Source organism: Enterobacter sp. JBIWA003 (genome assembly GCF_019968825.1).
In the GTDB taxonomy this organism is placed as follows: Bacteria; Pseudomonadota; Gammaproteobacteria; order Enterobacterales; family Enterobacteriaceae; genus Enterobacter; species Enterobacter quasiroggenkampii.
Window position 1 is genome coordinate 4,435,624 of record NZ_CP074170.1, and the last position, 23,151, is coordinate 4,458,774.

Annotated in this window: 24 protein-coding genes and 1 pseudogene; 19 read left to right on the forward strand and 6 right to left on the reverse strand. The window is 58.0% G+C overall.

Annotated elements, in window-relative coordinates; genetic code table 11:
* The first annotated feature begins 15 nt into the window (after positions 1-15).
* The 11 genes from kbaZ to KGP25_RS21555 all read left to right on the forward strand — a co-directional run bounded on the left by kbaZ (position 16) and on the right by KGP25_RS21555 (position 12,109).
* Complete coding sequence (gene kbaZ, locus KGP25_RS21505; protein WP_196365218.1) at positions 16-1,323, forward strand: tagatose-bisphosphate aldolase subunit KbaZ; 1,308 nt, start codon at positions 16-18, stop codon at positions 1,321-1,323.
* An 18-nt stretch (positions 1,324-1,341) separates the two neighbouring features.
* A complete protein-coding gene (gene agaV / locus KGP25_RS21510; RefSeq protein ID WP_023333561.1) occupies positions 1,342-1,815 on the forward strand; it encodes a PTS N-acetylgalactosamine transporter subunit IIB in 474 nt (157 codons plus the stop codon).
* A gap of 10 nt (positions 1,816-1,825) precedes the next feature.
* Positions 1,826-2,605, forward strand: a complete 780-nt coding sequence (agaW, locus tag KGP25_RS21515) for a PTS N-acetylgalactosamine transporter subunit IIC (RefSeq protein ID WP_223539608.1) — start codon at positions 1,826-1,828, stop codon at positions 2,603-2,605.
* On the forward strand, positions 2,595-3,473 hold the full coding sequence (gene agaE, locus KGP25_RS21520; protein WP_024906386.1) for a PTS N-acetylgalactosamine transporter subunit IID: 879 nt from the start codon (positions 2,595-2,597) through the stop codon (positions 3,471-3,473). Before agaW ends, agaE begins: the two co-directional genes overlap by 11 nt.
* Positions 3,474-3,489: 16 nt before the next feature.
* Entirely contained in the window at positions 3,490-3,924 is a 435-nt protein-coding gene (gene agaF / locus KGP25_RS21525; protein WP_045355421.1) for a PTS galactosamine/N-acetylgalactosamine transporter subunit IIA, read from the forward strand.
* On the forward strand, positions 3,921-5,054 hold the full coding sequence (nagA, locus tag KGP25_RS21530; RefSeq protein WP_223539609.1) for an N-acetylglucosamine-6-phosphate deacetylase: 1,134 nt from the start codon (positions 3,921-3,923) through the stop codon (positions 5,052-5,054). The genes agaF and nagA overlap by 4 nt, the downstream gene beginning before the upstream one ends.
* Positions 5,055-5,300: 246 nt before the next feature.
* Positions 5,301-6,446 carry an SIS domain-containing protein gene (locus tag KGP25_RS21535; RefSeq protein WP_223539610.1) on the forward strand — a complete coding sequence of 382 codons (1,146 nt, stop codon included), beginning with the start codon at positions 5,301-5,303 and terminating at the stop codon, positions 6,444-6,446.
* Positions 6,447-6,458: 12 nt separating this feature from the next.
* Entirely contained in the window at positions 6,459-7,331 is an 873-nt protein-coding gene (kbaY, locus tag KGP25_RS21540) for a tagatose-bisphosphate aldolase subunit KbaY (RefSeq protein ID WP_048225073.1), read from the forward strand.
* A gap of 115 nt (positions 7,332-7,446) precedes the next feature.
* The gene (gene malX, locus KGP25_RS21545; protein WP_196352803.1) at positions 7,447-9,018 is read left to right on the forward strand and encodes a maltose/glucose-specific PTS transporter subunit IIBC; all 1,572 of its coding nucleotides are present in this window, start codon (positions 7,447-7,449) and stop codon (positions 9,016-9,018) included.
* A gap of 12 nt (positions 9,019-9,030) precedes the next feature.
* A complete protein-coding gene (locus KGP25_RS21550; RefSeq protein ID WP_223539611.1) occupies positions 9,031-10,203 on the forward strand; it encodes a PatB family C-S lyase in 1,173 nt (390 codons plus the stop codon).
* 16 nt (positions 10,204-10,219) lie between these two features.
* Positions 10,220-12,109, forward strand: a complete 1,890-nt coding sequence (locus tag KGP25_RS21555; RefSeq protein WP_223539612.1) for an enterotoxin — start codon at positions 10,220-10,222, stop codon at positions 12,107-12,109.
* A gap of 69 nt (positions 12,110-12,178) precedes the next feature.
* Here KGP25_RS21555 and rsmI read toward each other — a convergent pair whose 3' ends face one another.
* Positions 12,179-13,042 (reverse strand): 16S rRNA (cytidine(1402)-2'-O)-methyltransferase, encoded by an 864-nt coding sequence (rsmI, locus tag KGP25_RS21560; protein WP_223539613.1) that lies wholly within the window; start codon positions 13,040-13,042, stop codon positions 12,179-12,181.
* Positions 13,043-13,104: 62 nt separating this feature from the next.
* Here rsmI and KGP25_RS21565 point away from each other — a divergent pair, with 62 nt between their 5' ends.
* Genes KGP25_RS21565 through dolP form a run of 4 tightly spaced genes read left to right on the forward strand, consistent with a single transcriptional unit; the run spans position 13,105 to position 16,829 of the window.
* Complete coding sequence (locus KGP25_RS21565) at positions 13,105-15,279, forward strand: penicillin-binding protein activator (RefSeq protein ID WP_223539614.1); 2,175 nt, start codon at positions 13,105-13,107, stop codon at positions 15,277-15,279.
* Positions 15,237-15,632, forward strand: a complete 396-nt coding sequence (locus KGP25_RS21570; RefSeq protein WP_045910089.1) for a YraN family protein — start codon at positions 15,237-15,239, stop codon at positions 15,630-15,632. Before KGP25_RS21565 ends, KGP25_RS21570 begins: the two co-directional genes overlap by 43 nt.
* A 21-nt stretch (positions 15,633-15,653) precedes the next feature.
* Complete coding sequence (gene diaA / locus KGP25_RS21575) at positions 15,654-16,244, forward strand: DnaA initiator-associating protein DiaA (RefSeq protein WP_003861754.1); 591 nt, start codon at positions 15,654-15,656, stop codon at positions 16,242-16,244.
* A gap of 9 nt (positions 16,245-16,253) precedes the next feature.
* Positions 16,254-16,829: a division/outer membrane stress-associated lipid-binding lipoprotein gene (dolP, locus tag KGP25_RS21580; protein ID WP_024906379.1), complete on the forward strand. Its 576-nt coding sequence runs from the start codon at positions 16,254-16,256 to the stop codon at positions 16,827-16,829.
* Between the two features lie 65 nt (positions 16,830-16,894).
* Here dolP and KGP25_RS21585 read toward each other — a convergent pair whose 3' ends face one another.
* Complete coding sequence (locus tag KGP25_RS21585; RefSeq protein ID WP_223539615.1) at positions 16,895-17,932, reverse strand: permease; 1,038 nt, start codon at positions 17,930-17,932, stop codon at positions 16,895-16,897.
* 39 nt (positions 17,933-17,971) lie between these two features.
* A pseudogene (locus KGP25_RS21590) lies at positions 17,972-18,609 on the reverse strand (NAD(P)H-binding protein).
* Between the two features lie 128 nt (positions 18,610-18,737).
* Here KGP25_RS21590 and KGP25_RS21595 point away from each other — a divergent pair.
* Positions 18,738-19,256 carry a type 1 glutamine amidotransferase domain-containing protein gene (locus KGP25_RS21595; RefSeq protein WP_115876340.1) on the forward strand — a complete coding sequence of 173 codons (519 nt, stop codon included), beginning with the start codon at positions 18,738-18,740 and terminating at the stop codon, positions 19,254-19,256.
* Here the strand turns inward: KGP25_RS21595 and KGP25_RS21600 are convergent.
* Complete coding sequence (locus KGP25_RS21600) at positions 19,236-19,670, reverse strand: YhbP family protein (RefSeq protein ID WP_008501485.1); 435 nt, start codon at positions 19,668-19,670, stop codon at positions 19,236-19,238. The genes KGP25_RS21595 and KGP25_RS21600 overlap by 21 nt on opposite strands.
* 14 nt (positions 19,671-19,684) lie before the next feature.
* On the opposite strand from KGP25_RS21600, the gene KGP25_RS21605 reads away from it, so the two are divergent.
* Complete coding sequence (locus KGP25_RS21605) at positions 19,685-20,014, forward strand: GIY-YIG nuclease family protein (protein WP_008501484.1); 330 nt, start codon at positions 19,685-19,687, stop codon at positions 20,012-20,014.
* On the opposite strand, the gene KGP25_RS21610 is transcribed toward KGP25_RS21605, so the two are convergent.
* Both KGP25_RS21610 and KGP25_RS21615 read right to left on the reverse strand, forming a co-directional pair.
* A complete protein-coding gene (locus tag KGP25_RS21610) occupies positions 20,001-20,504 on the reverse strand; it encodes an N-acetyltransferase (RefSeq protein WP_045910092.1) in 504 nt (167 codons plus the stop codon). The two genes, KGP25_RS21605 and KGP25_RS21610, sit on opposite strands and share 14 nt — an antisense overlap.
* On the reverse strand, positions 20,498-21,022 hold the full coding sequence (locus KGP25_RS21615) for an SCP2 domain-containing protein (RefSeq protein ID WP_045910093.1): 525 nt from the start codon (positions 21,020-21,022) through the stop codon (positions 20,498-20,500). Before KGP25_RS21615 ends, KGP25_RS21610 begins: the two co-directional genes overlap by 7 nt.
* A 211-nt stretch (positions 21,023-21,233) precedes the next feature.
* Between KGP25_RS21615 and KGP25_RS21620 the strand changes: the two genes are divergently transcribed.
* On the forward strand, positions 21,234-22,229 hold the full coding sequence (locus KGP25_RS21620) for a peptidase U32 family protein (RefSeq protein ID WP_021242249.1): 996 nt from the start codon (positions 21,234-21,236) through the stop codon (positions 22,227-22,229).
* Positions 22,230-22,236: 7 nt separating this feature from the next.
* Positions 22,237-23,115, forward strand: a complete 879-nt coding sequence (locus KGP25_RS21625; RefSeq protein ID WP_223539616.1) for a U32 family peptidase — start codon at positions 22,237-22,239, stop codon at positions 23,113-23,115.
* Positions 23,116-23,151 lie beyond the last annotated feature (36 nt).

A 23,151-nucleotide genomic window follows, 5' to 3' on the forward strand; every position in this document is an offset into this window, starting at 1 on the left:
TCATTGCCATCCGAAATGGAGAGGAAAGTGAAACATCTGACAGAAATGGTGGAACACCATAAACGGGGGAATTCAAACGGGATTTACGCCGTCTGCTCCGCGCATCCGCTGGTACTGGAAGCGGCCATTCGTTATGCGCATTCGCATCGATCCCCGTTGCTGATCGAGGCCACCTCCAACCAGGTGGATCAATTTGGCGGCTATACCGGCATGACGCCCGCTGATTTTCACGGGTTTGTCTGCAAGCTTGCCGAGTCGCTCGGTTTCCCGACGTCGCAGCTGATCCTCGGCGGCGATCATTTAGGCCCCAACCGCTGGCAAAATCTCCCTGCGGAACAGGCGATGGCCAACGCAGACGATCTGATCAAAAGCTATGTTTCTGCCGGATTCAAAAAGATCCACCTCGACTGCAGCATGTCCTGTGAGGACGATCCGGTTCCCCTGACCGATGCGATCGTCGCCGGACGCGCCGCACGCCTGGCGAAGATTGCCGAAGCGACCTGTCGCGAGCAGTTTGGTGTAGCCGATCTGGTCTACGTTATCGGCACGGAAGTACCGGTTCCCGGTGGCGCGCACGAGACGCTCACCGAACTTGAAGTCACCACGCCGGACGCGGCCCGCGCCACGCTTGAAGCGCACCGTCATGCATTCGAAAAGGAAGGCTTAACCGACATCTGGCCGCGCATTATTGGTCTGGTCGTCCAGCCCGGCGTGGAGTTCGACCATGCGCACGTCTGCGACTATCAGCCGCAGAAAGCCGTCGCCCTGAGCAAAATGGTTGAAGCCTACGACACGCTGGTGTTTGAAGCCCACTCCACCGACTACCAGACGCCGCAGGCGCTGCGAAAACTGGTCAACGATCACTTTGCGATTCTGAAGGTTGGCCCTGCCCTGACCTTCGCCCTGCGCGAAGCGCTCTTCGCGCTGGCCGCCATCGAAGAGGAACTGCTGCCAGCGAAAGCCGTTTCTGGCCTGCGTCACGTGCTGGAAAACGTCATGCTCGATCGCCCGGAATACTGGCAAAGCCATTACCACGGTGACGGCAACGCGCGTCGCCTGGCCCGCGGCTACAGCTACTCTGACCGCGTGCGCTATTACTGGCCGGACAGCCAGATTGACGACGCTTTTGAACGGCTGGTGCGCAACCTGGCAGACGAGCCCATTCCGCTGCCGCTGATCAGCCAGTACCTGCCGCTGCAGTACGGGAAAGTTCGCGAGGGCGCTCTCAAGTCAACGCCGCGGGAACTCATCATCGACCACATTCAGGACATACTCCAGCAGTACCACGCCGCCTGCGAAGGTGTAACAACGCAAAACGCATAATAAAAAGAGGAAAGCGCTATGCCAAACATTGTCTTATGCCGCATTGATGAACGCCTGATTCACGGTCAGGTGGGCGTGCAGTGGGTGGGGTTTGCGGGGGCAAACCTGGTACTCGTCGCCAACGATGAGGTGGCTGAAGATCCGGTTCAACAGAACCTGATGGAGATGGTGCTCGCGGAAGGGATCGCCGTGCGCTTCTGGTCACTGCAAAAAGTGATCGACAACATTCACCGCGCCGCTGACCGCCAGAAAATCCTGCTGGTCTGCAAATCACCCGCTGATTTTCTGAAGCTGGTTGAGGGCGGCGTGCCCATCACCCGTATCAACGTAGGAAACATGCACTACGCCAGTGGCAAACAACAAATTGCCAAAACGGTCTCTGTCGACGCGAACGACATCGCCGCGTTCAACGGCCTGAAAGCGGCCGGGGTGGAATGCTTCGTTCAGGGCGTTCCAACAGAAACTGCTTTGGATCTCTTTAAACTGCTCTGAGGGATTCACAATGGAAATCAGTCTGTTGCAGGCGCTGGGGTTGGGCATACTCGCCTTTATCGCCGGTCTGGATATGTTTAACGGGTTAACACACATGCACCGCCCGGTGGTGCTCGGGCCGCTGGTCGGCCTGATTCTGGGCGACCTGCATACCGGTATTTTGACCGGCGGCACGTTAGAGCTGGTCTGGATGGGGCTGGCCCCGCTCGCCGGTGCCCAGCCGCCGAACGTCATTATCGGCACCATTGTGGGTACCGCATTTGCCATCAGCACCGGGGTGAAGCCAGAAGTTGCCGTGGGCGTCGCCGTCCCGTTTGCCGTCGCGGTACAGATGGGAATTACGTTCCTCTTCTCGGTGATGTCCGGCGTGATGTCACGCTGCGATCGCATGGCGGCCAATGCAGATACTCACGGTATTGAACGGGTGAACTATCTTGCGCTGCTGGCGCTCGGCATCTTCTATTTTCTGTGCGCCTTCCTGCCGATCTACTTCGGTGCGGAACATGCGAAAACCGCCATTGATGTTCTGCCGGCACGGTTGATTGACGGCCTCGGCGTTGCGGGCGGCATCATGCCTGCCATCGGCTTCGCCGTACTGCTGAAGATCATGATGAAAAACGTCTACATCCCTTACTTCATTATCGGTTTTGTCGCCGCCGCCTGGCTCAAGCTTCCGGTGCTGGCGATTGCGGCCGCCGCGCTGGCCATGGCGCTGATCGACCTGATGCGTAAATCACCTGAACCGACGGCTACAGCGGCCCAGAAAGAGGAATTCGAAGATGGCATCTAATCAAACAACGTTACCGGGCGTGTCTGAATCCGAAGAGACGCTGCTGACCGGCGTCAACGAAAACGTCTACGAAGACCAGAGCATCGGTGCCGAACTGACGAAAAAAGATATTAACCGCGTGGCCTGGCGTTCAATGCTGCTGCAGGCCTCGTTTAACTATGAACGTATGCAGGCCTCCGGCTGGCTGTACGGGCTGCTGCCCGCGCTGAAAAAGATCCACACCAACAAGCGGGATCTGGCGCGGGCAATGAAAGGCCATATGGGCTTCTTTAACACCCACCCGTTCCTGGTGACCTTTGTTATCGGCATCATTCTGGCGATGGAGCGCTCCAAGCAGGATGTGAACAGCATCCAGAGCACCAAAATTGCCGTCGGCGCGCCGCTCGGCGGTATCGGCGACGCCATGTTCTGGCTAACCCTGCTGCCCATCTGCGGCGGTATCGGCGCCAGCCTGGCGCTGCAAGGGTCGATTCTGGGGGCCGTGGTCTTTATCGTACTCTTTAACGTGGTGCACCTCGGCCTGCGTTTTGGTCTGGCGCACTACGCATACCGGATGGGCGTGGCGGCCATTCCGCTGATCAAAGCCAACACCAAAAAGGTCGGTCACGCGGCGTCTATCGTCGGGATGACGGTGATTGGCGCGCTGGTGGCAACCTATGTCCGACTCAATACGACGCTTGAAATTAAGGCGGGTGATGCCGTCGTCAAACTGCAGGCCGACGTTATCGACAAGCTGATGCCCGCGTTCCTGCCGCTGGTCTACACCCTGACCATGTTCTGGCTGGTGCGCCGCGGCTGGAGCCCGCTGCGGCTGATCGGTATCACCGTGCTGCTGGGCGTAGTCGGTAAGTTCTGTCACTTCCTGTAAAAGCAAAGAGGTTGCGATGTTAGGCATTATTTTGACGGGTCACGGCGGTTTTGCCAGCGGGCTTGAGCAGGCGATGAAGCAGATCCTCGGCGAGCAGCCGCAGTTTATCGCCATCGATTTTCCTGAAACATCCACCACCGCGCGACTGACCGCTCAGCTTGAGCAGGCAGTGAGTGAACTCGATGCAGAGCACGATATTGTGTTTCTCACCGATTTGCTCGGCGGCACGCCGTTTCGCGTGGCATCGACGCTCGCCATGCAACGGCCGGGCAGCGAAGTGATCACCGGGACCAACCTGCAGCTGCTGCTGGAGATGGTGCTGGAGCGCGACGGATTAAGCAGCGAAGCGTTTCGTCTGCAGGCGCTGGAGTGCGGGCACCGCGGCCTGACGAGCCTCGTAGACGAACTGGGACGTTGTCGCGAGGAAGCCCCTGCCGAGGAAGGGATATGAGGCAGCTGCTGCGCGCGAGGCGGGTGCTTACCGAACAGGGCTGGCTGGATGACCACCAGCTACGCATTGAAAACGGCGTGATTGCGGCTATTGAGCCTGTCCCGGCGGGCGTGACGTCGCGCGATGCGGAACTGCTCTGCCCGGCGTATATCGATACGCACGTCCATGGCGGCGCGGGCGTGGACGTGATGGATGATCCGCCTGACGTGCTGGATATTCTCGCGATGCATAAAGCGCGCGAAGGCGTGGGCGCCTTTTTACCCACTACCGTTACCGCGCCGCTGGAGGCTATCCACGGCGCGCTCGCGCGAATCGCCCGTCGCTGTCAGTCGGGCGGCCCCGGCGCGCAGATCCTGGGCAGCTACCTGGAAGGACCGTACTTTACGCCGCAGAACAAAGGGGCGCATCCGCCTGACCTGTTCCGGGAACTGGATATCGCCGAGCTGGACAGCCTGATTGACGTTTCACTGAGCACGTTACGGGTGGTGGCGCTGGCGCCGGAAAAACCTGGCGCGTTGCTGGCGATTCGCCATCTCAAACAGCGCGGAATACGCGTGATGCTGGGCCACAGCGCCGCTACGTTCGATCAAACCCTCGCCGCGTTTGACGCGGGTGCCGATGGGCTGGTGCACTGCTATAACGGCATGACGGGACTGCACCACAGGGAACCCGGCATGGTCGGCGCAGGGCTGACGGACAAACGGGCGTGGCTGGAGCTGATTGCCGACGGCCACCATGTCCATCCGGGAGCCATGCGGTTATGCCGTTGCTGTGCAAAAGAACGCCTGGTGCTGATCACCGATGCCATGCAGGCAGCCGGTATGCCGGACGGTCGGTATACGCTCTGTGGTGAAGCGGTCACGATGCAAAACGGCGTGGTTCGAACCGGCTCCGGCGGGCTGGCCGGGAGCACGCTCTCGCTGGATGCCGCTGTACGCAATATGGTGGAACATACGGGCATCACTGCCGAAGACGCCATTCATATGGCCTCGCTGCATCCCGCCCGCCTGCTGGGTATGGATAACCAACTCGGTTCGTTAGCGCCGGGTAAACGCGCGAATCTCAACGCGCTGAACGGGGGTTTACACCTCCAGCAGATCTGGATTCAGGGCCAGGCTCTCCCCCTTTAGCCCTTTCATTGTGTCTCCTTTTGGCTTTACGGCCTGAAACCGTAAGGCCTTTCTTTTCCTTTCCTTTAATCTGCCTCTTCCTTTCATGATCACACTTTTCGTTTTATTTCTTTTCTTTCATTGAAGTTTCGATTTCTTTTCTATAGATTTTATTTAACTGCTAAAGTGAACAAGTGAAACGAAACGAAAGATAGCGACACGATTGCCAGCGTCTGATGTGGAATTCACACGACTAAGGACTGAGTTATGCCACAAACTACCACCGCCGCAACCGGCACCTGGACCGAGGAAGAGATCCGCCAGCAGCCTGCCAGCTGGATCCGCTCGCTCAACAATATCGATAGCCTGCGCTCTTCGATCGACAGCTTCCTTACGCCGCTGCTGCGCAAGCACGATCTGCGGATCGTCCTGACCGGCGCGGGCACGTCCGCGTTTATCGGCGATATCATTGCGCCATGGCTTGCGAGCCACACCGGGAAAACTATCTCCGCCGTCCCGACCACTGACCTGGTCACAAACCCGATGGATTACTTCAGCCCTGCGCATCCGCTGCTGCTGGTTTCGTTTGCCCGATCCGGCAACAGTCCGGAAAGCGTTGCAGCCGTTGAGCTGGCCAATCAGTTCGTACCGGAGTGCTACCACCTGTCGATCACCTGTAACGAGGCCGGAAGCCTTTACCAGACCGCCGTCGACAGCGATAACGCTTATGCCCTGCTGATGCCTGCCGAAACGCACGATCGCGGGTTCGCGATGACCAGCAGCATCACCACCATGATGGCGAGCTGTCTGGCCGTATTCGCCCCGGAAACGATCAACAGTCACACCTTCCGCGACGTGGCCGATCGCTGTCAGGCGATCCTCACCTCGCTCGGCGATTTCAGCCATGGCGTCTTTGGCAGCGAACCGTGGAAACGGATCGTGTATCTGGGAAGCGGCGGTCTGCAGGGCGCGGCGCGCGAATCGGCGCTGAAGGTGCTGGAGCTGACGGCGGGCAAGCTGGCGGCATTCTACGATTCCCCCACCGGTTTCCGTCACGGGCCGAAGTCGCTGGTGGATAACGAAACGCTGGTGGTGGTGTTCATCTCCAGCCATCCGTATACGCGCCAGTACGATCTGGATCTGCTGGCCGAACTGCGCCGCGATCGCCAGGCCCTGCGCGTCGTCGCCATCGCCGCTGAAAACGATCCGGCCATTGAAGCGGGGCCGCATATTCTCCTGCCGCCTTCCCGTCCGTTTAGCGATATGGAACAGGCGTTCTGCTTCCTGGTGTATGCGCAGGTCTTTGCCCTTACCCAGTCGCTCAGCGTAGGCAATACGCCCGATACGCCATCCGCCAGCGGGACGGTCAATCGCGTGGTGCAGGGCGTTGTTATTCATCCGTGGCAGGCTTAAGAGGATCTGATTATGAGTATTATCTCGACGAAATATCTTCTCCAGGACGCGCAGACAAAAGGCTATGCCGTTCCGGCGTTCAACATCCACAACGCGGAGACGATCCAGGCGATCCTCGAAGTGTGCAGCGAAATGCGATCGCCAGTGATCCTCGCGGGCACGCCGGGCACCTTTAAGCATATTGCGCTGGAAGAGATTTACGCCCTGTGCAGCGCCTACTCCCTCACCTACGACATGCCGCTGGCGCTGCACCTCGATCACCACGAATCGCTGGACGATATTCGCCGCAAGGTCAACGCGGGCGTGCGCAGCGCGATGATCGACGGCAGCCACTATCCGTTTGAACAGAACGTGAAGCTGGTGAAGTCGGTGGTCGATTTCTGCCACCTCAACGACTGCAGCGTCGAAGCCGAACTGGGCCGCCTGGGCGGTGTGGAAGATGACATGAGTGTTGATGCGGAAAGCGCGTTTCTCACCGATCCACAGGAAGCGAAACGCTTTGTCGAACTGACCGGCGTCGACAGCCTTGCCGTCGCCATCGGCACCGCTCACGGCCTGTATACCAAGCGCCCAAAAATAGACTTCCAGCGGCTGGCCGAGATCCGTGAAGTGGTCACCGTGCCGCTGGTGCTGCACGGCGCGAGCGATGTGCCGGATGAGGATGTGCGTCGCACCATCGAACTGGGCGTGTGCAAAGTTAACGTGGCAACCGAGCTGAAAATCGCCTTCTCTGACGCGGTGAAAGCCTGGTTTGCCGACAACCCGCAGGGCAACGATCCGCGCTTCTATATGCGGGTCGGCATGGACGCCATGAAAGAGGTGGTCAGAAGCAAAATCACCGTTTGCGGCTCCGCAAACCGGCTGCTGCTTCCAGCGGAAGCCTGATCCCATCGCGCATTACGTCAGTACTTAAAAATAACTATAAGCCTCGCAAATATGAAGGCGCGTCCTTAAGCCGGACAGCGCCTTCCATTATCCTAAAAATCCGAGGAGTCCCTACATGACACAGGAAAAGTCGTTTAAATCGAAAGCGTGGGAATTTTTCCAAAGCCTGGGAAAGACCTTTATGTTCCCGGTCTCCCTGCTGGCCTTTATGGGGTTGCTGCTGGGGATCGGTAGCTCCGTCACCAGCCCTTCCACCATTAAAAGCTTTCCCTTTCTGGGCGGCGAGTTAACGCAGCTGACCTTTGGCTTTATCGCCATGGTGGGCGGCTTCGCCTTTACCTATCTGCCGCTGATGTTCGCCATGGCGATCCCGATGGGCCTCGCGAAACGCAACAAGGCCGTGGGCGCTTTTGCCGGGTTCGTTGGCTACATGCTGATGAACATGAGCATCAACTACTACCTGACCGCCACCCACCAGCTTGCCGATGCCGCGACCATGAGACAGGTGGGACAATCGATCGTGCTGGGGATCCAGACCCTGGAGATGGGCGTGCTGGGCGGCATCGTGGTGGGGGTGATTACCTATTTCCTGCACGAGCGTTTTCAGGACACGGTCCTCCACGACGCCTTTGCCTTCTTTAGCGGCATCCGTTTTGTACCGATTATCACCGCCCTTATCCTTTCGCTGGTCGGGCTGTTCATTCCCCTGCTGTGGGAATACGTGGCGCTGGGGATTGCCGGGATTGGCCATATTATCCAGAGCACCAGCGTTTTCGGCCCCTTCCTTTACGGCGTGGGCGTGCTGCTGCTTAAACCCTTCGGCCTGCACCACATTCTGCTGGCGATGGTGCGCTTCACGCCAGCAGGCGGGATTGAGATGGTCAACGGCCATGAGGTGGCCGGCGCGCTGAATATCTTCTACGCCGAGCTGAAAGCCGGACTGCCGTTTAGCCCGCACGTTACCGCGTTTCTGTCACAAGGGTTTATGCCGACCTTTATCTTTGGCTTACCTGCCGTGGCCTACGCCATCTACCGCACCGCGCGTCCGGAAAACCGCCCGGTGATTAAGGGACTGCTGCTTTCCGGCGTGCTGGTGTCCGTCGTTACCGGTATTTCAGAGCCGATTGAGTTCCTGTTCCTGTTTATCGCCCCTGCGCTTTACGCCTTCCATATCGTGATGTCGGGCCTGGCGCTGATGGTGATGGCCCTGCTTGGGGTGACCATCGGCAACACCGACGGTGGGATTCTGGATCTGCTGATCTTTGGCGTGATGCAGGGGATGTCGACCAAATGGTATCTGCTGTTCCCGGTCGGTATCGCCTGGTTTGCTATCTACTTCGTCGTCTTCCGCTGGTACATCCTCAAACACGATATCAAGACGCCGGGACGTGAAGTGGATGTACAGGCTGCACAGCAGGCTGTCGAAGCCAACACCCGCGCGCGTGGAAAATCGAAATACGATCATGGGCTTATCCTGCAGGCGCTCGGTGGCAAAGAGAACATCGAGTCGCTCGACAACTGCATCACCCGCTTGCGTCTGGTGGTGAAAGAGATGGGCCTTATCGATCAGCAGGCGCTGAAAGCAGCGGGCGCCCTGTCGGTGGTGGTGCTGGATGCTCACAGCGTACAGGTGATCATCGGCCCGCAGGTGCAGAGCGTCAAAACCGGCATTGAAGCCTTAATTTAACAGGGGGTCGTTGTGTTTGATTTCGACAAAATCATCGAGCGTAAAAGCGATAAGTGCCGTAAATGGGACCATGCGTTTGTCTGCTCACGCTTTGGTGATGTTCCGGAGGGGTTTATTCCGCTGTGGATCGCAGATATGGATTTCACCTCACCGCCCGCCGTTATTGAAGGCTTCCAGCGCATCGTGGAGCACGGCACCTTTGGCTATACGTGGTGTTTCGACGAATTCTACGATGCGACGATCGCCTTTCAGCGCACGCGTCATCAGGTTGAGGTAGACAGGTCGTGGATCACGCTAACCTACGGCACCGTGTCCACACTGCACTACACGGTTCAGGCGTTCTGCAGGGCTGGCGACAGCGTGATGATGAACACCCCGGTCTACGACCCGTTTGCAATGGCGGCACAGCGCCAGGGCGTTAAGGTCCTCGCTAACCCGCTTCGCGTTGAGGAAAACCGCTATCAGCTGGATTTTCATCTGATTGAAGATCAGCTCAAAACCCACCGTCCAAAACTGTGGTTCTTTTGCTCGCCGCATAACCCCTCGGGCCGAATCTGGCGCGCAGATGAGATACGGCAGGTGTCCGATCTCTGTAAACGCTACGGCACGATTCTGGTGGTCGATGAGGTTCACGCCGAGCACATTCTGGACGGTACATTCGTCAGCTGTCTGACTTCGGGCTGTGCCGCGCAGGACAACCTGATCGTGCTGACGTCGCCCAATAAAGCCTTCAACCTGGGCGGGCTGAAAACGTCTTATTCGATGATCCCGGACGATTCGCTGCGCCAGCGCTTCCGCCAGCAGCTTGAGAAGAACTCGATTACTTCCCCCAATATGTTCGGCGTATGGGGGATTATCCTCGCCTACCAGCACGGTCTGCCGTGGCTCGACTCGCTGAACGGGTATCTGCAAGGCAACGCGCGCTACCTTGCGGACGCGATTCAGACCCACTTCCCGGCGTGGAAGATGATGAACCCGGAATCGTCGTATCTGGCCTGGATAGACGTGAGCGCCGACGAGCGCAGCGCCACCCAGTTAACCCAACATTTTGCCCGGCAGGCGGGCGTGGTCATTGAAGACGGCAGCCACTACGTGCAAAACGGCGAAAACTACCTGCGGATTAACTTCGGCACCCAGCGCTACTGGCTGGAGCAGTCCATCACCCGAATGCTGAAGCATTACTGATAAGGATCTAAACCCGATGAAAAAAGTGCTCACTCTTTCGCTGCTGGCTCTCTCTGTTTCTCATGGCGCGGCGGCCGCCAACTACGCGCTCAATAACGACAATATTGCCCTTTCGTTTGATGATGCAAACGCAACGGTAGTAGTGAAGGACAGCAAGGCTAACCATCCGCTCACGCCCCAGGAGCTGTTCTTTCTGACGCTGCCGGATGAGACAAAAATCCACGCCGCTGATTTCTCCATCAAGCATGTCGAAAAGCGGGACAACGCGATTGTCATCGACTTTACGCGCCCGGATTTTAACGTAACGGTGAAGCTGAATCTGGTGAAGGATAAGTATGCCAGTATCGATTACACCCTCGCGGCTGTTGGTCAGCCGCGAGACGTGGCGAAAATCACCTTCTTCCCGACGAAAAAGCAGTCACAGGCACCATATGTTGACGGGGCCATTAACAGTTCGCCGATCGTAGCTGATTCGTTCTTTATTCTGCCGGATAAACCGATCGTGAATACTTACGCCTATGAAGCGACGACCAACCTCAACGTCGAGCTGAAAACCCCCATTCAGCCTGAAACGCCGGTCAGCTACACGATGTATTTCGGCACTTTCCCGGAAATCAGCCAGCTGCGCCGCAGCGTGAACCAGTTTATTGATGCCGTTCGTCCGCGACCGAACAAGCCTTATCTGCACTACAACAGCTGGATGGACATCGGCTTCTTTACACCTTACTCCGAGCAGGATGTGCTGGGGCGGATGGACGAGTGGAATAAGGAATTTATCACCGGACGCGGCGTGGCGCTGGACGCGTTCCTGCTGGACGACGGCTGGGACGACCTTACCGGGCGCTGGCTGTTTGGCCCGGCATTCAGCAACGGTTTTGGCAAGGTACGGGAAAAAGCCGACAGCCTGCACAGCTCGGTCGGGCTGTGGCTCTCACCGTGGGGAGGCTACAACAAGCCCCGCGACGTTCGCGTCTCGCATGCAAAAGAGTATGAATTCGAAACCGTCGACGGGAAGCTGGCGCTGTCAGGGCCGAACTACTTTAAGAACTTCAATGAGCAGATCGTTAAGCTGATCAAAAACGAACATATTACCTCGTTCAAACTTGATGGGATGGGAAACGCCAATTCGCATATTAAGGGCAGTCCGTTCGCCTCGGATTTTGACGCCTCTATCGCCCTGCTGCATAACATGCGCAGCGCTAACCCAAACCTGTTTATCAACCTGACCACCGGGACCAACGCCAGCCCGTCCTGGCTGTTCTACGCTGATTCGATCTGGCGCCAGGGGGACGACATCAACCTGTACGGCCCTGGCACGCCGGTGCAGCAGTGGATGACCTACCGCGATGCGGAAACGTACCGCTCGATTGTGCGCAAGGGCCCGCTGTTCCCGCTGAACTCCTTGATGTACCACGGGATCGTCAGCGCGGAGAATGCCTACTACGGTCTGGAGAAGGTACAAACGGACAGCGATTTTGCCGACCAGGTCTGGAGCTACTTCGCGACCGGTACGCAGCTGCAGGAGCTGTATATCACCCCGTCAATGCTGAATGAGGCGAAGTGGGACACCCTGGCGCAGGCCGCGAAATGGTCCCGGGAAAACGCCAGCGTGCTGGTGGACACCCACTGGATAGGCGGCGACCCAACGGCGCTGCAGGTTTACGGCTGGGCATCATGGAGCAAGGACAAAGCGATTCTCGGCTTGCGTAACCCGTCGGATAAGCCACAAAGCTACTACCTGGATTTGACGAGAGATTTCGAAGTCCCGACAGGAAACGCGGCGCAGTTTAGTCTGAAGGCGGTGTATGGCCGTAATTCAACCGTACCGGAGGCGTACAAAAACGCCGTGGTGATTACGCTGCAACCGCTGGAAACGCTGGTGTTTGAGGCGATACCTGCTAGCTAAAAGACGGTTAAAGATCTGTAGGCCGGGTAAGGCGTAGCCGCCACCCGGCAAAAACGGGCAGGGGATGCCTTACTCCCCCTGCTGCTCCAGCGCATACTTATACAGCGCATTTTTCTTCACGCCGTGAATTTCTGCCGCCAGCGCAGCGGCTTTCTTCAGCGGCAGTTCCGCCTGCAGCAGCGCCAGCGTACGCAGCGCGTCGGCGGGAAGCGCGTCTTCTTCCGTCTTGTGCCCTTCGACGATCAGCACCATTTCACCCTTGCGGCGGTTTTCGTCTTCCTTCACCCACGCCAGCAGTTCACCTACCGGCGCTCCGTGGATGGTTTCCCAGGTTTTGGTCAGCTCGCGCGCCAGCACCACGTAGCGGCCTTCCCCCCAGACGGTCACCATATCTTCCAGGCTCTCCAGCAGACGGTGCGTGGATTCGTAGAAAATCAGGGTACGCGGTTCCGCTTCCAGGTCTTTTAAGACGTCGCGGCGGCCTTTGGATTTAGCGGGCAGGAAGCCTTCATAGCAGAAACGGTCAGACGGCAGACCTGCGGCGCTTAACGCAGCAATCGCGGCGCACGGTCCCGGCAGGGGTACCACGCGAATACCGGCTTCGCGACAGGTACGCACCAGGTGATAGCCCGGATCGTTGATCAGCGGCGTACCGGCATCGGAGACCAGGGCAATGTTTTGCCCCTCTTTCAGTTTGGCCACCAGCGTTTCGGCTTTTTGTTGCTCATTGTGATCGTGCAGAGCAAACAAACGGGCGTTAATCGCGAAATGTTGCAGCAGTAAGCCGGTATGGCGGGTGTCTTCAGCAGCAATTAAATCAACAGCTTGCAGTACGGTCAGCGCACGTTGGGTAATATCAGACAAATTCCCGATAGGAGTAGGTACAATATAAAGCTGGCCTTGAGAATTATCTGCCGTTTCGTGTTGTTTCATTGTTTCGTCCGTATTGCCGATTTAATATTGAGCATTGCGTAAAAAAAATCACTGGATACAGTATGGTACCGTTAACGTTTCTTCGAAAAAAAGCCGCGCGCAGCGTGCCGCTTCTGCTGGCAGCCCTGATCTTTGCAGGCTGTGGCACCCAGGCACCTGACCAGAGCACCGCCCATCTCCAGGGTTCTGCTCAGGCTGATTCTGGCTTTTATCTGCAACAAATGTCGCAGAGTTCAAATGATACCAAGACCAACTGGCAATTACTCGCCATTCGTGCACTGCTGAAAGAGGGTAAAACCCAGCGGGCAGCCGAACTGTTTAACCAGTTGCCAAAAGATCTTAACGACGCCCAGCGTCGTGAGCAGAGCCTGCTCGCTGCCGAGCTGAAAGTTGCGCTGAAAGATTACGCCGCCGCGAAGAAGATCCTCGGTGATATCGACGTGAGCGCGCTGGATAAAAACCAGCAGGCGCGCTTCTGGCAGGCGGGCATTACCGCTGAGGAGGGACGTCCTTCCCTGACCTTGCTCCGTGCGCTCGTCGCGCAAGAGCCGCTGCTTGGCGGTGCTGATAAGCAGAAAAATATTGATGCCACCTGGCAAGCGCTGGCGTCGATGACGCAGGAACAGGCGCAGGCGCTGGTCATCAACGCGGATGAAAACGTCCTGCAGGGCTGGCTGGATCTGCAGCAGATGTGGTTTAACAACCGCAGCGATCCTAAGATGTTGAAAGCCGGCATTACGGACTGGCAGACGCGCTACCCACAAAACCCGGGCGCGAAAATGCTGCCAACCCAGCTGGTGAACGTGCAGAACTTTAAGCCTGCCTCGACCAGCAAAATCGCCCTCCTTCTGCCACTCAACGGCCAGGCGGCGGTATTTGGACGCACCATTCAGCAGGGCTTTGAAGCGGCGAAAAACGGCACGACGGCGGTCACCGGCAGCGCCGTTCCCGCACAGGCGGCCCAGGCGGCTAACGTGAATGATGTTGTCAGCCCATCCGCCGCAGAGACCAGCGACCTGACCACGGCGCAAGCGCCAGCGCAGGGCACGATGCAAAACCCGGTGACGGCCCCGACGACACCGCCAGCGACAGCAGCTCCGTCTACTACAGCACCAGCGACCCAGGCTCCGGCCGAGACGCAAGCGGCGCCAGCATCTGCTCCAGCGCCAGCCACAACAGCAGAACAGCCTCAACAGCAGCCTGCACAGCCGACTGCTCAACCTGCCGCGCAGCCGCAGTCCGTGGCAACCACCAGCGCCAACCCGGGCGCTGAATTGAAAATCTACGATACCAGTTCGCAGCCGCTTGACCAGGTTCTGGCGCAGGTTCAACAGGATGGCGCGAGCATCGTTGTCGGTCCGCTGCTGAAAAACAACGTGGAAGAGCTGATGAAGAGCAATACCACGCTGAACGTGCTGGCGCTCAACCAGCCAGAGCAGGTTCAGAACCGGGCCAATATCTGCTACTTCGCGCTCTCTCCGGAAGATGAAGCCCGCGACGCGGCGCGTCATATTCACGAGCAGGGTAAGCAGGCACCGCTGTTGCTCATCCCACGCAGCGCACTGGGCGATCGCGTGGCCAATGCCTTTGCCGATGAGTGGCAGAAGCTGGGCGGCGGCGTGGTACTGCAGCAGAAATTCGGTTCCGTCTCTGAACTGCGCGCGGGCGTCAACGGCGGGGCGGGTATCGCGCTTAACGGTAGCCCGGTCACCGCGAGCCTGCCACAGCAGCAGGGCGTGACGATTGGCGGCCTGACGATCCCTGCGCCGCCAACCGACGCGCAGATTAGCGGTGGCGGTAAAGTGGATGCGGCCTATATCGTTGCCACACCGCAGGAGATCGCCTTTATCAAACCGATGATTGCAATGCGTAACGGCAGCCAGAGCGGCGCAACGCTCTACGCCAGCTCCCGCAGCGCACAAGGCACCGCAGGCCCGGATTTCCGTCTGGAAATGGACGGTCTGCAGTACAGTGAAATCCCGATGCTGGCTGGCAGCAATCCATCCCTGATGCAGCAGGCGCTGAGCGCGGTGCGTAACGATTACTCTCTGGCGCGTCTGTATGCGATGGGGGTTGATGCGTGGGCGCTGGCGAACCACTTTACCCAGATGCGTCAGGTACCGGGCTTCGAGCTTAACGGCAACACCGGCGATCTGACCGCCACTCAGGATTGTGTGATTAACAGGAAGTTATCATGGCTCAAATACCAGCAGGGGCAGATCGTCCCGGCCAGTTAAGCCGTAAACAGACCGGCGATGCGTGGGAGCTAAAGGCGCGTCGCTGGCTTGAAGGCAAAGGACTGCATTTCATCGCCGCCAACGTCCGCGGGCGTGGCGGCGAAATCGACCTGATCATGAAAGACGGTCAGGTCATCGTGTTTGTAGAAGTGCGCTTTCGACAGTCCTCCCGTTTTGGCGGTGCTGCCGCCAGCGTGACGCTCGCCAAACAACATAAATTATTACAGACTGCCCACTTGTGGCTTGCCCGCCATAATGGGAGTTTTGATACTGTGGATTGCCGGTTCGATGTGATAGCCTTCACCGGAAATGAGATCGAATGGCTTAAAAACGCTTTTGGCGAAGACGCATAATTAAGATTTAAAAGGGATAACGTGCTCGAAAGAATTAAAGTGTGCTTCACAGAAAGCATCCAGACTCAGATTGCCGCGGCGGAAGCCCTTCCGGATGCTATCTCGCGTGCCGCAATGACGCTGGTGCAATCCCTGCTAAACGGCAACAAAATCCTCTGTTGTGGCAACGGCACGTCAGCAGCCAACGCACAGCATTTTGCTGCCAGCATGATCAATCGTTTTGAAACAGAACGCCCGAGTTTACCTGCCATTGCACTTAATACCGATAATGTGGTCTTAACGGCGATTGCTAACGATCGTCTGCATGACGAAATTTACGCAAAGCAGGTGCGAGCCTTGGGTCATGCCGGAGATGTGCTGCTGGCCATCTCCACGCGCGGCAATAGCCGGGATATTGTCAAAGCCGTTGAAGCCGCCGTCACCCGCGACATGACTATCGTGGCCTTAACCGGCTATGACGGGGGTGAGCTGGCGGGTCTGCTTGGGCCGCAGGATGTGGAAATCCGCATTCCGTCTCACCGGAGCGCGCGTATTCAGGAAATGCATATGCTCACGGTGAACTGCTTATGTGACTTGATCGATAACACGCTTTTCCCTCACCAGGATGATTAAGGAGTTCTTATGAAGGCTTTATCGACCCTCGCAGTCCTTATGTCTGCATTACTGCTTCAGGGATGTATCGCTGCGGCCGTTGTGGGTACCGCCGCAGTAGGCACCAAAGCGGCAACCGATCCGCGCTCTGTGGGGACACAGGTGGATGACGGTACGCTGGAGCTGCGCGTCAACAGTGCGCTCTCGAAAGACGAACAGATCAAGAAAGAGGCGCGTATCAACGTGACGGCTTACCAGGGCAAAGTGCTGCTGGCAGGCCAGGCGCCGAATATGGAACTCGCCTCGCGTGCGAAACAGATTGCGATGGGCGTTGAAGGGACCACTGAGGTGTTTAACGAAGTGCGTCAGGGCAAGCCAATTGGCCTGGGTGATGCTTCTTCCGATACCTGGATCACCACCAAAGTGCGTTCCCAACTGCTGGGTTCGGACCAGGTGAAATCCTCCAACGTGAAGGTGACGACGGAAAACGGTGAAGTGTTCCTGCTGGGTCTGGTGACCGACCGTGAAGGGAAAGCGGCGGCCGATATTGCCAGCCGGGTGAGCGGCGTGAAGCACGTCACCACCGCGTTTACTTACATTAAATAAAAAAATCCCCTCAAGTGAGGGGATTTTTTTGTAGGCCCGGTAAGCGTAGCGCCACCGGGCGTTTTTCACAGAAGCGCAATACTCCCCACCATCACCCCACTCAACGCCACCAGCCCTGCGGTCAGCCACAGCGCTTTCGCCGGGAATGACTTACGCAGCATAATCAGCGACGGCAGGCTGATGGCAGGCAGCGTGATGAGCAACGCCAGCGCCGGTGCGGTGCCCATGCCGGCCAGCATCATGGTCTGAACAATGGGAATTTCTGCGGCGGTAGGGATCACAAACAGGCAGCCTGCAACGGCCATCGCAATGACCCACAACAGCGTGTTGTCGATAGCGCCATCCGCATGCGGGAAGAGCCAGACGCGCGCCGCCCCGAGAACCAGCACCGCCAGGATATAGACCGGGATGGTGCTCCAGAAAAGCTGCCATAGCGCCCTGCCCCAGCGGGCAAAGAACCCGCCCTGCGGCTCGCTGACGTCCAGCTCAACAGACGCGGACTCTGGCGTCTTATCCTTCACCAGATTTTGCACCAGCGTCGCCACCACCAGCACGGTCAGCAGTCCGGCCACCAGACGAATGAACGCGAAATGCCAGCCCAGGACAAAGCCCATAAACACCAGCGTTGCCGGGTTGAGCAGCGGGTTGCCCATCCAGAACGCCAGTGCGCCGCCCATTGATACGCGCTGGCGGCGCATCCCTGCCGCCACGGGTGCAGCACAGCAGGAGCACATCATGCCCGGCAGGGAGAAGATCGTTCCCAGCAGCGTCCCCTGAAAGCGCGGCTGTCCGAGGGTTTTCACCAGCCAGTTGCGCGGGATCAGCACCTGAATCAGTGAACCCAGGATCACGCCCAGGACGGCAGCCTTCCAGACGGCAAGGAAGTAGACCATGGCATAGTCCCACGCCGCCTGAAGCGGATTGGCATCAGCCTGAGCGAGAATAGATTTACCGATGCTGTGCGTTTCGGCGGCGGTGAAGGCTTTGCCGTAGTACGGCTGCCATTTCACGTACCAGAGGCCAATAATGACCACGAGAAAGAAGAGTGCGGGCTTCCACCATTGAACAGGTGTTGCCGCCTGAGATGAAGACTGACCAGTCATAGCATTCCCCGGAGAGTATGAGTAATTAGCCGGGGGAGTTTACGCCTCGCCCTGCGCGATTTCACGCAGTTTTGCCGAAGGGATAATGTTTACGCCCGCTTTTGAAGGGGCCAGTCCCTCTTTTAACATCGCCCGCGCGACGTCCCGCGCCTCGATGGCTTTCCAGTTGCCGGGAAGGATCCGAAACAGCGGGGCCAGGATCGACTCGTTAAAGCGGCGCTCGTCGCGGTGGCCGATCAGCATCGAGGGGCGCACAATCGTCAGCTGCTCCCATTTCTGCGCAATCAGTGCATCCTCCATCTTGCCCTTCACCTTGTTGTAGAAGAAAGGCGATCCGGCACTGGCGCCCAGCGCGCTGACCACCAGAAAATGTCTGGCCCCCAGCTTTTTCGCCGTAAGCGCGGTGTCCACCACCAGCGTATAGTCGGCGTGGATAAATGCCTCTTTGCTCCCCGCCGCGTGGTGCCCAGACAGCAAAACGCGATATCAATGGGATCCTGCACCTGCGCCAGCGCATCCGTCAGTTGAGGATCGTGCGGATTAAAGACGCCGGAGATGTCCGCCAGCGGTCGACGCGTCGGGGCGGCGATGTAGTTCACGCGGCGATCCTGAATCAGCAGCCGCAGCAGATGATCGCCCACTAGCCCGGTAGCCCCGGTAATCAGTACCTGACTCATCGTATCCCCTTTACAGAATTGTCCGTTTGCGAACTCAGCGTCGTCGACCACACTTAGAAGTCTGTTACAGGTAAGTATTTACCACAAGCGGAGAAAAATCAGTCTGAAGCCAAAACAACGGAGGAAGCATGGGCAAGAAAATCGCAGTATTGATTACCGACGAGTTTGAAGATTCAGAATTCACATCTCCTGCAGAGGCGTTCCGCAAGGCGGGACATGAGGTCATCACCATTGAAAAAGAGGCGGGCAAAACGGTGACAGGCCATAAGGGCGAGGCCAGCGTGACCATCGACGAGACTATCGATAACGTTAGCCCCTCCGATTTTGACGCCCTGCTGTTACCCGGCGGCCATTCACCGGATTCCCTGCGCGGAGACGAGCGCTTCGTGACCTTCACCCGGGACTTTGTCTCTACCGGCAAACCGGTCTTTGCCATCTGTCACGGCCCGCAGTTGCTCATCAGCGCGGAGGTTGTCCGCGGGCGTAAGCTCACGGCGGTGAAACCGATCGTTATCGATCTGAAAAATGCGGGTGCCGAATTTTACGATCAGGAGGTGGTCAACGACAAAGACCAGTTGATCACCAGCCGGACCCCGGACGATCTCCCGGCGTTTAACCGCGAAGCGCTACGCCTGCTCGGCGCGTAGCCAGTGCAGCTTCTTGCCAAAGCCCAGGGTGTTGTCGGTAAATTTCAGCTCATCGAGGCGGATTTCCCACACCGGGGCTTTTAGCGCAGCGGCAACCGGAAAGCGGCGCGTGTAGTGCTTACGACGCGCGTCGCTCTCTTCTCCGTCCAGACGACGGATTTCCCCTTTAAACTGCACGCCACGGATCAGCGCGACCGTTTTCGGCTGGCCATTCACCGTGCCCGCGACCTTCGCCTGCTGGCCGGTCATCTGTGCATGACGCGTTTTGTCTTCACTCATGACATAAAACGCGACGCGCTCCGGATCGTAGTAGTAAAACGCGTTTGCGCACCACATCTCACCCTCGCTGTAGACGCACCAGGTGACGACGTGCTGCTTCGCCAGCCAGCGGTTGATGGCTGCCAGTGTTTCCATTTTCGTTCTCTCTCATGCTATGGTGCGTTCACCTTAACATACTGAATCTGTTTACCGTGTGCTGGTTTCTCTATCTTGTCCGAACCGCTGATAACGCACTCTACACCGGGATAACCACCGATGTGGCGCGGCGTTTTTTACAACATCAAACGGGGAAAGGGGCAAAAGCGCTGCGAGGGAAAGGGGAATTACAGCTCGCCTTTTCGGCGCCCGTCGGTGACCGATCGCTGGCGCTCAGGCTGGAATACCGCATCAAACAGCTGACGAAGCGCCAGAAAGAGCGCCTCGTGACCGGAGACGGCTCCTTTGAGGCGCTACGCGAGAGCCTGATTAAAAGCGATTGAAATGGTCGTGGTACTCGACCAGGCCATTGACGCCGTTGAGCGCGTCGTCCGCCAGACGGTGCACCTGGAACGCGGATTCCGTACCCGGCCAGCGGCAGCGCAGATCGTAATGCGCGGCCTGCTCGAAGCCTAAACGGCCATAGAACGCCGGATCGCCCAGCGCAACAACGGCCGCATAACCGAACTCATTGAGCGAATCCAGTCCTTCATAGACCAGCTGACGCGCCAGCCCCTGCCCGCGATAGTTTTCATCCACCGCCAGCGGTGCCATACCGACCCACTGCAGCTCTTCGCCCTGAACGGTGACCGGACTGAAGGCAACATAGCCCACCACCTGACCTTCGTCATCGGTGGCGACCAGCCCCAGCGTAATCAGACCGTCTTCGCGGAGATCGTGGACCAGCTGGGCTTCGGCATCGCTCGCGAAAGCACGGCGCAGCAGCGCATCGATCCCCGGCGCATCAATCCCTATTTCGACTCGAATCAGCATGGCTCACCTACTGAAGTGTGTTTACTGTCCGGCGGGGCTTTCAGCCCGGCCTCAACGAAATCTGCCATTTGCATCAACATCACGCGCAGCGCTTTCGGCATCTGCTCCAGCTCAATGGCATCCATTAAATTCTTCACGTACAGCCCCAGCTCCGTGTCGCCTTCAATCACCAGACGGCGCTGGAAGAAGAGCGTATCCGGATCCTGTTTACGCGCGGCGATCATCAGCAGATCGCTGGCGTTGGCGCTAAAGCTCACGTCCGCCTCGGCGGTTTCGCGTACGATCAGCTGGTCATTCTCAACGGAGGTAAACCAGCGCAGCCCGATGTCACGCACCTCAATGCTCAACCAGCGGCCTTCCAGGAATTCCAGCTCGCCATCCTGCAGCGCCTGGCGGAACTGCCAGCTCAGAACCTGCTCCAGCACCTGACGTTTAAGCGCGAACGGCGCCAGCTTGACCGGCACGCTCAGCATTGATGGACCAAATTGTACGAGACGTGAACGCAGTTTATCCAGCACGAGCTTTACTCCCTGATATCTATAGTCCTGCTATTTTGCCATATCCGACGCACAACATAGCGGCGTAAATCAACAAACCGTCGTCCGGACAACCTCATTATTGGTGCCATCAATACGCCATTAGCTGCCTTAAATCAAAAATTGTCGCGTATGGGTTAATTAAAATCCCAGCTCGTTAACATTTTTGCGATCGACAACATCAGGATAAATTATGGAGCTGCTCTGCCCTGCCGGAAACCTTCCGGCGCTTAAGGCGGCCATCGAAAATGGGGCCGATGCGGTCTATATCGGGCTAAAAGATGACACCAATGCCCGCCATTTTGCTGGCCTCAACTTTACGGAGAAAAAGCTTCAGGAAGCCGTTAACTTCGTTCACCAGCACCGCCGCAAGCTGCATATCGCCATCAATACCTTTGCTCATCCTGACGGGTACGCCCGCTGGCAGCGCGCGGTGGATATGGCGGCACAACTGGGTGCCGATGCGCTGATTCTGGCCGACCTCGCCATGCTTGAGTATGCGGCAGAACGCTATCCCCATATTGAGCGCCACGTCTCTGTTCAGGCATCTGCCACCAACGAAGAGGCCGTGCGTTTTTATCACCGAAACTTTGACGTGGCCCGCGTGGTGCTGCCGCGCGTGCTCTCTATTCATCAGGTTAAGCAACTCGCACGCGTCACGCCAGTGCCGCTGGAAGTTTTTGCCTTTGGCAGCCTGTGCATTATGGCCGAAGGCCGTTGCTATCTTTCCTCGTATCTGACCGGCGAGTCGCCTAATACCGTCGGGGCCTGCTCCCCTGCCCGCTTTGTCCGCTGGCAGCAAACGCCGCAGGGGCTGGAATCCCGCCTGAATGAGGTGCTGATCGACCGCTATCAGGACGGTGAAAACGCCGGTTATCCCACCCTGTGTAAAGGCCGCTATCTGGTCGACGGCGAGCGTTACCACGCCCTGGAAGAGCCCACCAGCCTCAACACGCTGGAGCTGCTGCCGGAACTGCTGGCGGCCAATATTGCCTCGGTGAAAATCGAAGGTCGCCAGCGTAGCCCGGCCTACGTGAGCCAGGTGGCGAAAGTGTGGCGTCAGGCCATCGACCGCTGCATGGCGGACCCGCAGAACTACGCTCCGCAGCAGGCCTGGATGGAGACGCTCGGATCGATGTCCGAAGGCACGCAAACCACGCTGGGCGCGTATCACCGTAAATGGCAGTGAGAAAATCATGAAATATTCATTAGGGCCGGTGCTTTACTACTGGCCAAAAGAGACGCTGGAAGATTTTTACCAACAGGCCGCCACCAGCAGCGTCGATGTGATTTACCTCGGCGAGGCGGTGTGCAGTAAGCGCCGGGCCACCAAAGTGGGCGACTGGCTGGAGATGGCGAAAAGCCTGGCCGGCAGCGGCAAACAGGTCGTGCTCTCCACCCTCGCGCTGGTGCAGGCCTCTTCTGAACTGGGCGAGCTGAAACGCTACGTAGAGAACGGCGAGTTCCTGCTGGAAGCGAGCGATCTCGGCGTGGTGAACATGTGCGCTGAACGCAGGCTGCCGTTTGTCGCGGGCCATGCCCTGAACTGCTACAACGCCGTGACCCTGCGCCTGCTGCTCAAACAAGGCATGACGCGCTGGTGCATGCCGGTTGAACTCTCCCGCGACTGGCTGGCAAACCTGCTCACGCAGTGCGAAGAGCTGGGCATTCGCAACAAGTTTGAAGTGGAAGTGCTGAGCTACGGGCATCTGCCGCTGGCCTATTCCGCCCGCTGCTTTACCGCACGCTCGGAAGACCGTCCGAAAGACGAGTGCGAAACCTGCTGCATTAAGTACCCAAACGGGCGCAGCATGCTGTCGCAGGAGAACCAGCAGGTATTTGTTCTCAACGGTATCCAGACCATGAGCGGCTATGTCTATAACCTCGGCAACGAGCTGGCGTCGATGGACGGGCTGGTAGATATGGTGCGCCTGTCGCCGCTCGATACCGGCGTGTTCGCGATGCTGGATGCCTTCCGCGCCAACGAAAACGGTGCCGCTCCGCTGCCGCTGACGGCGAATAGCGACTGTAACGGCTACTGGAAGCGTCTGGCCGGGCTGGAACTGCAGGCCTAAAAAAGGCTCACTTTGTTAACAACGGTTATCATTTTT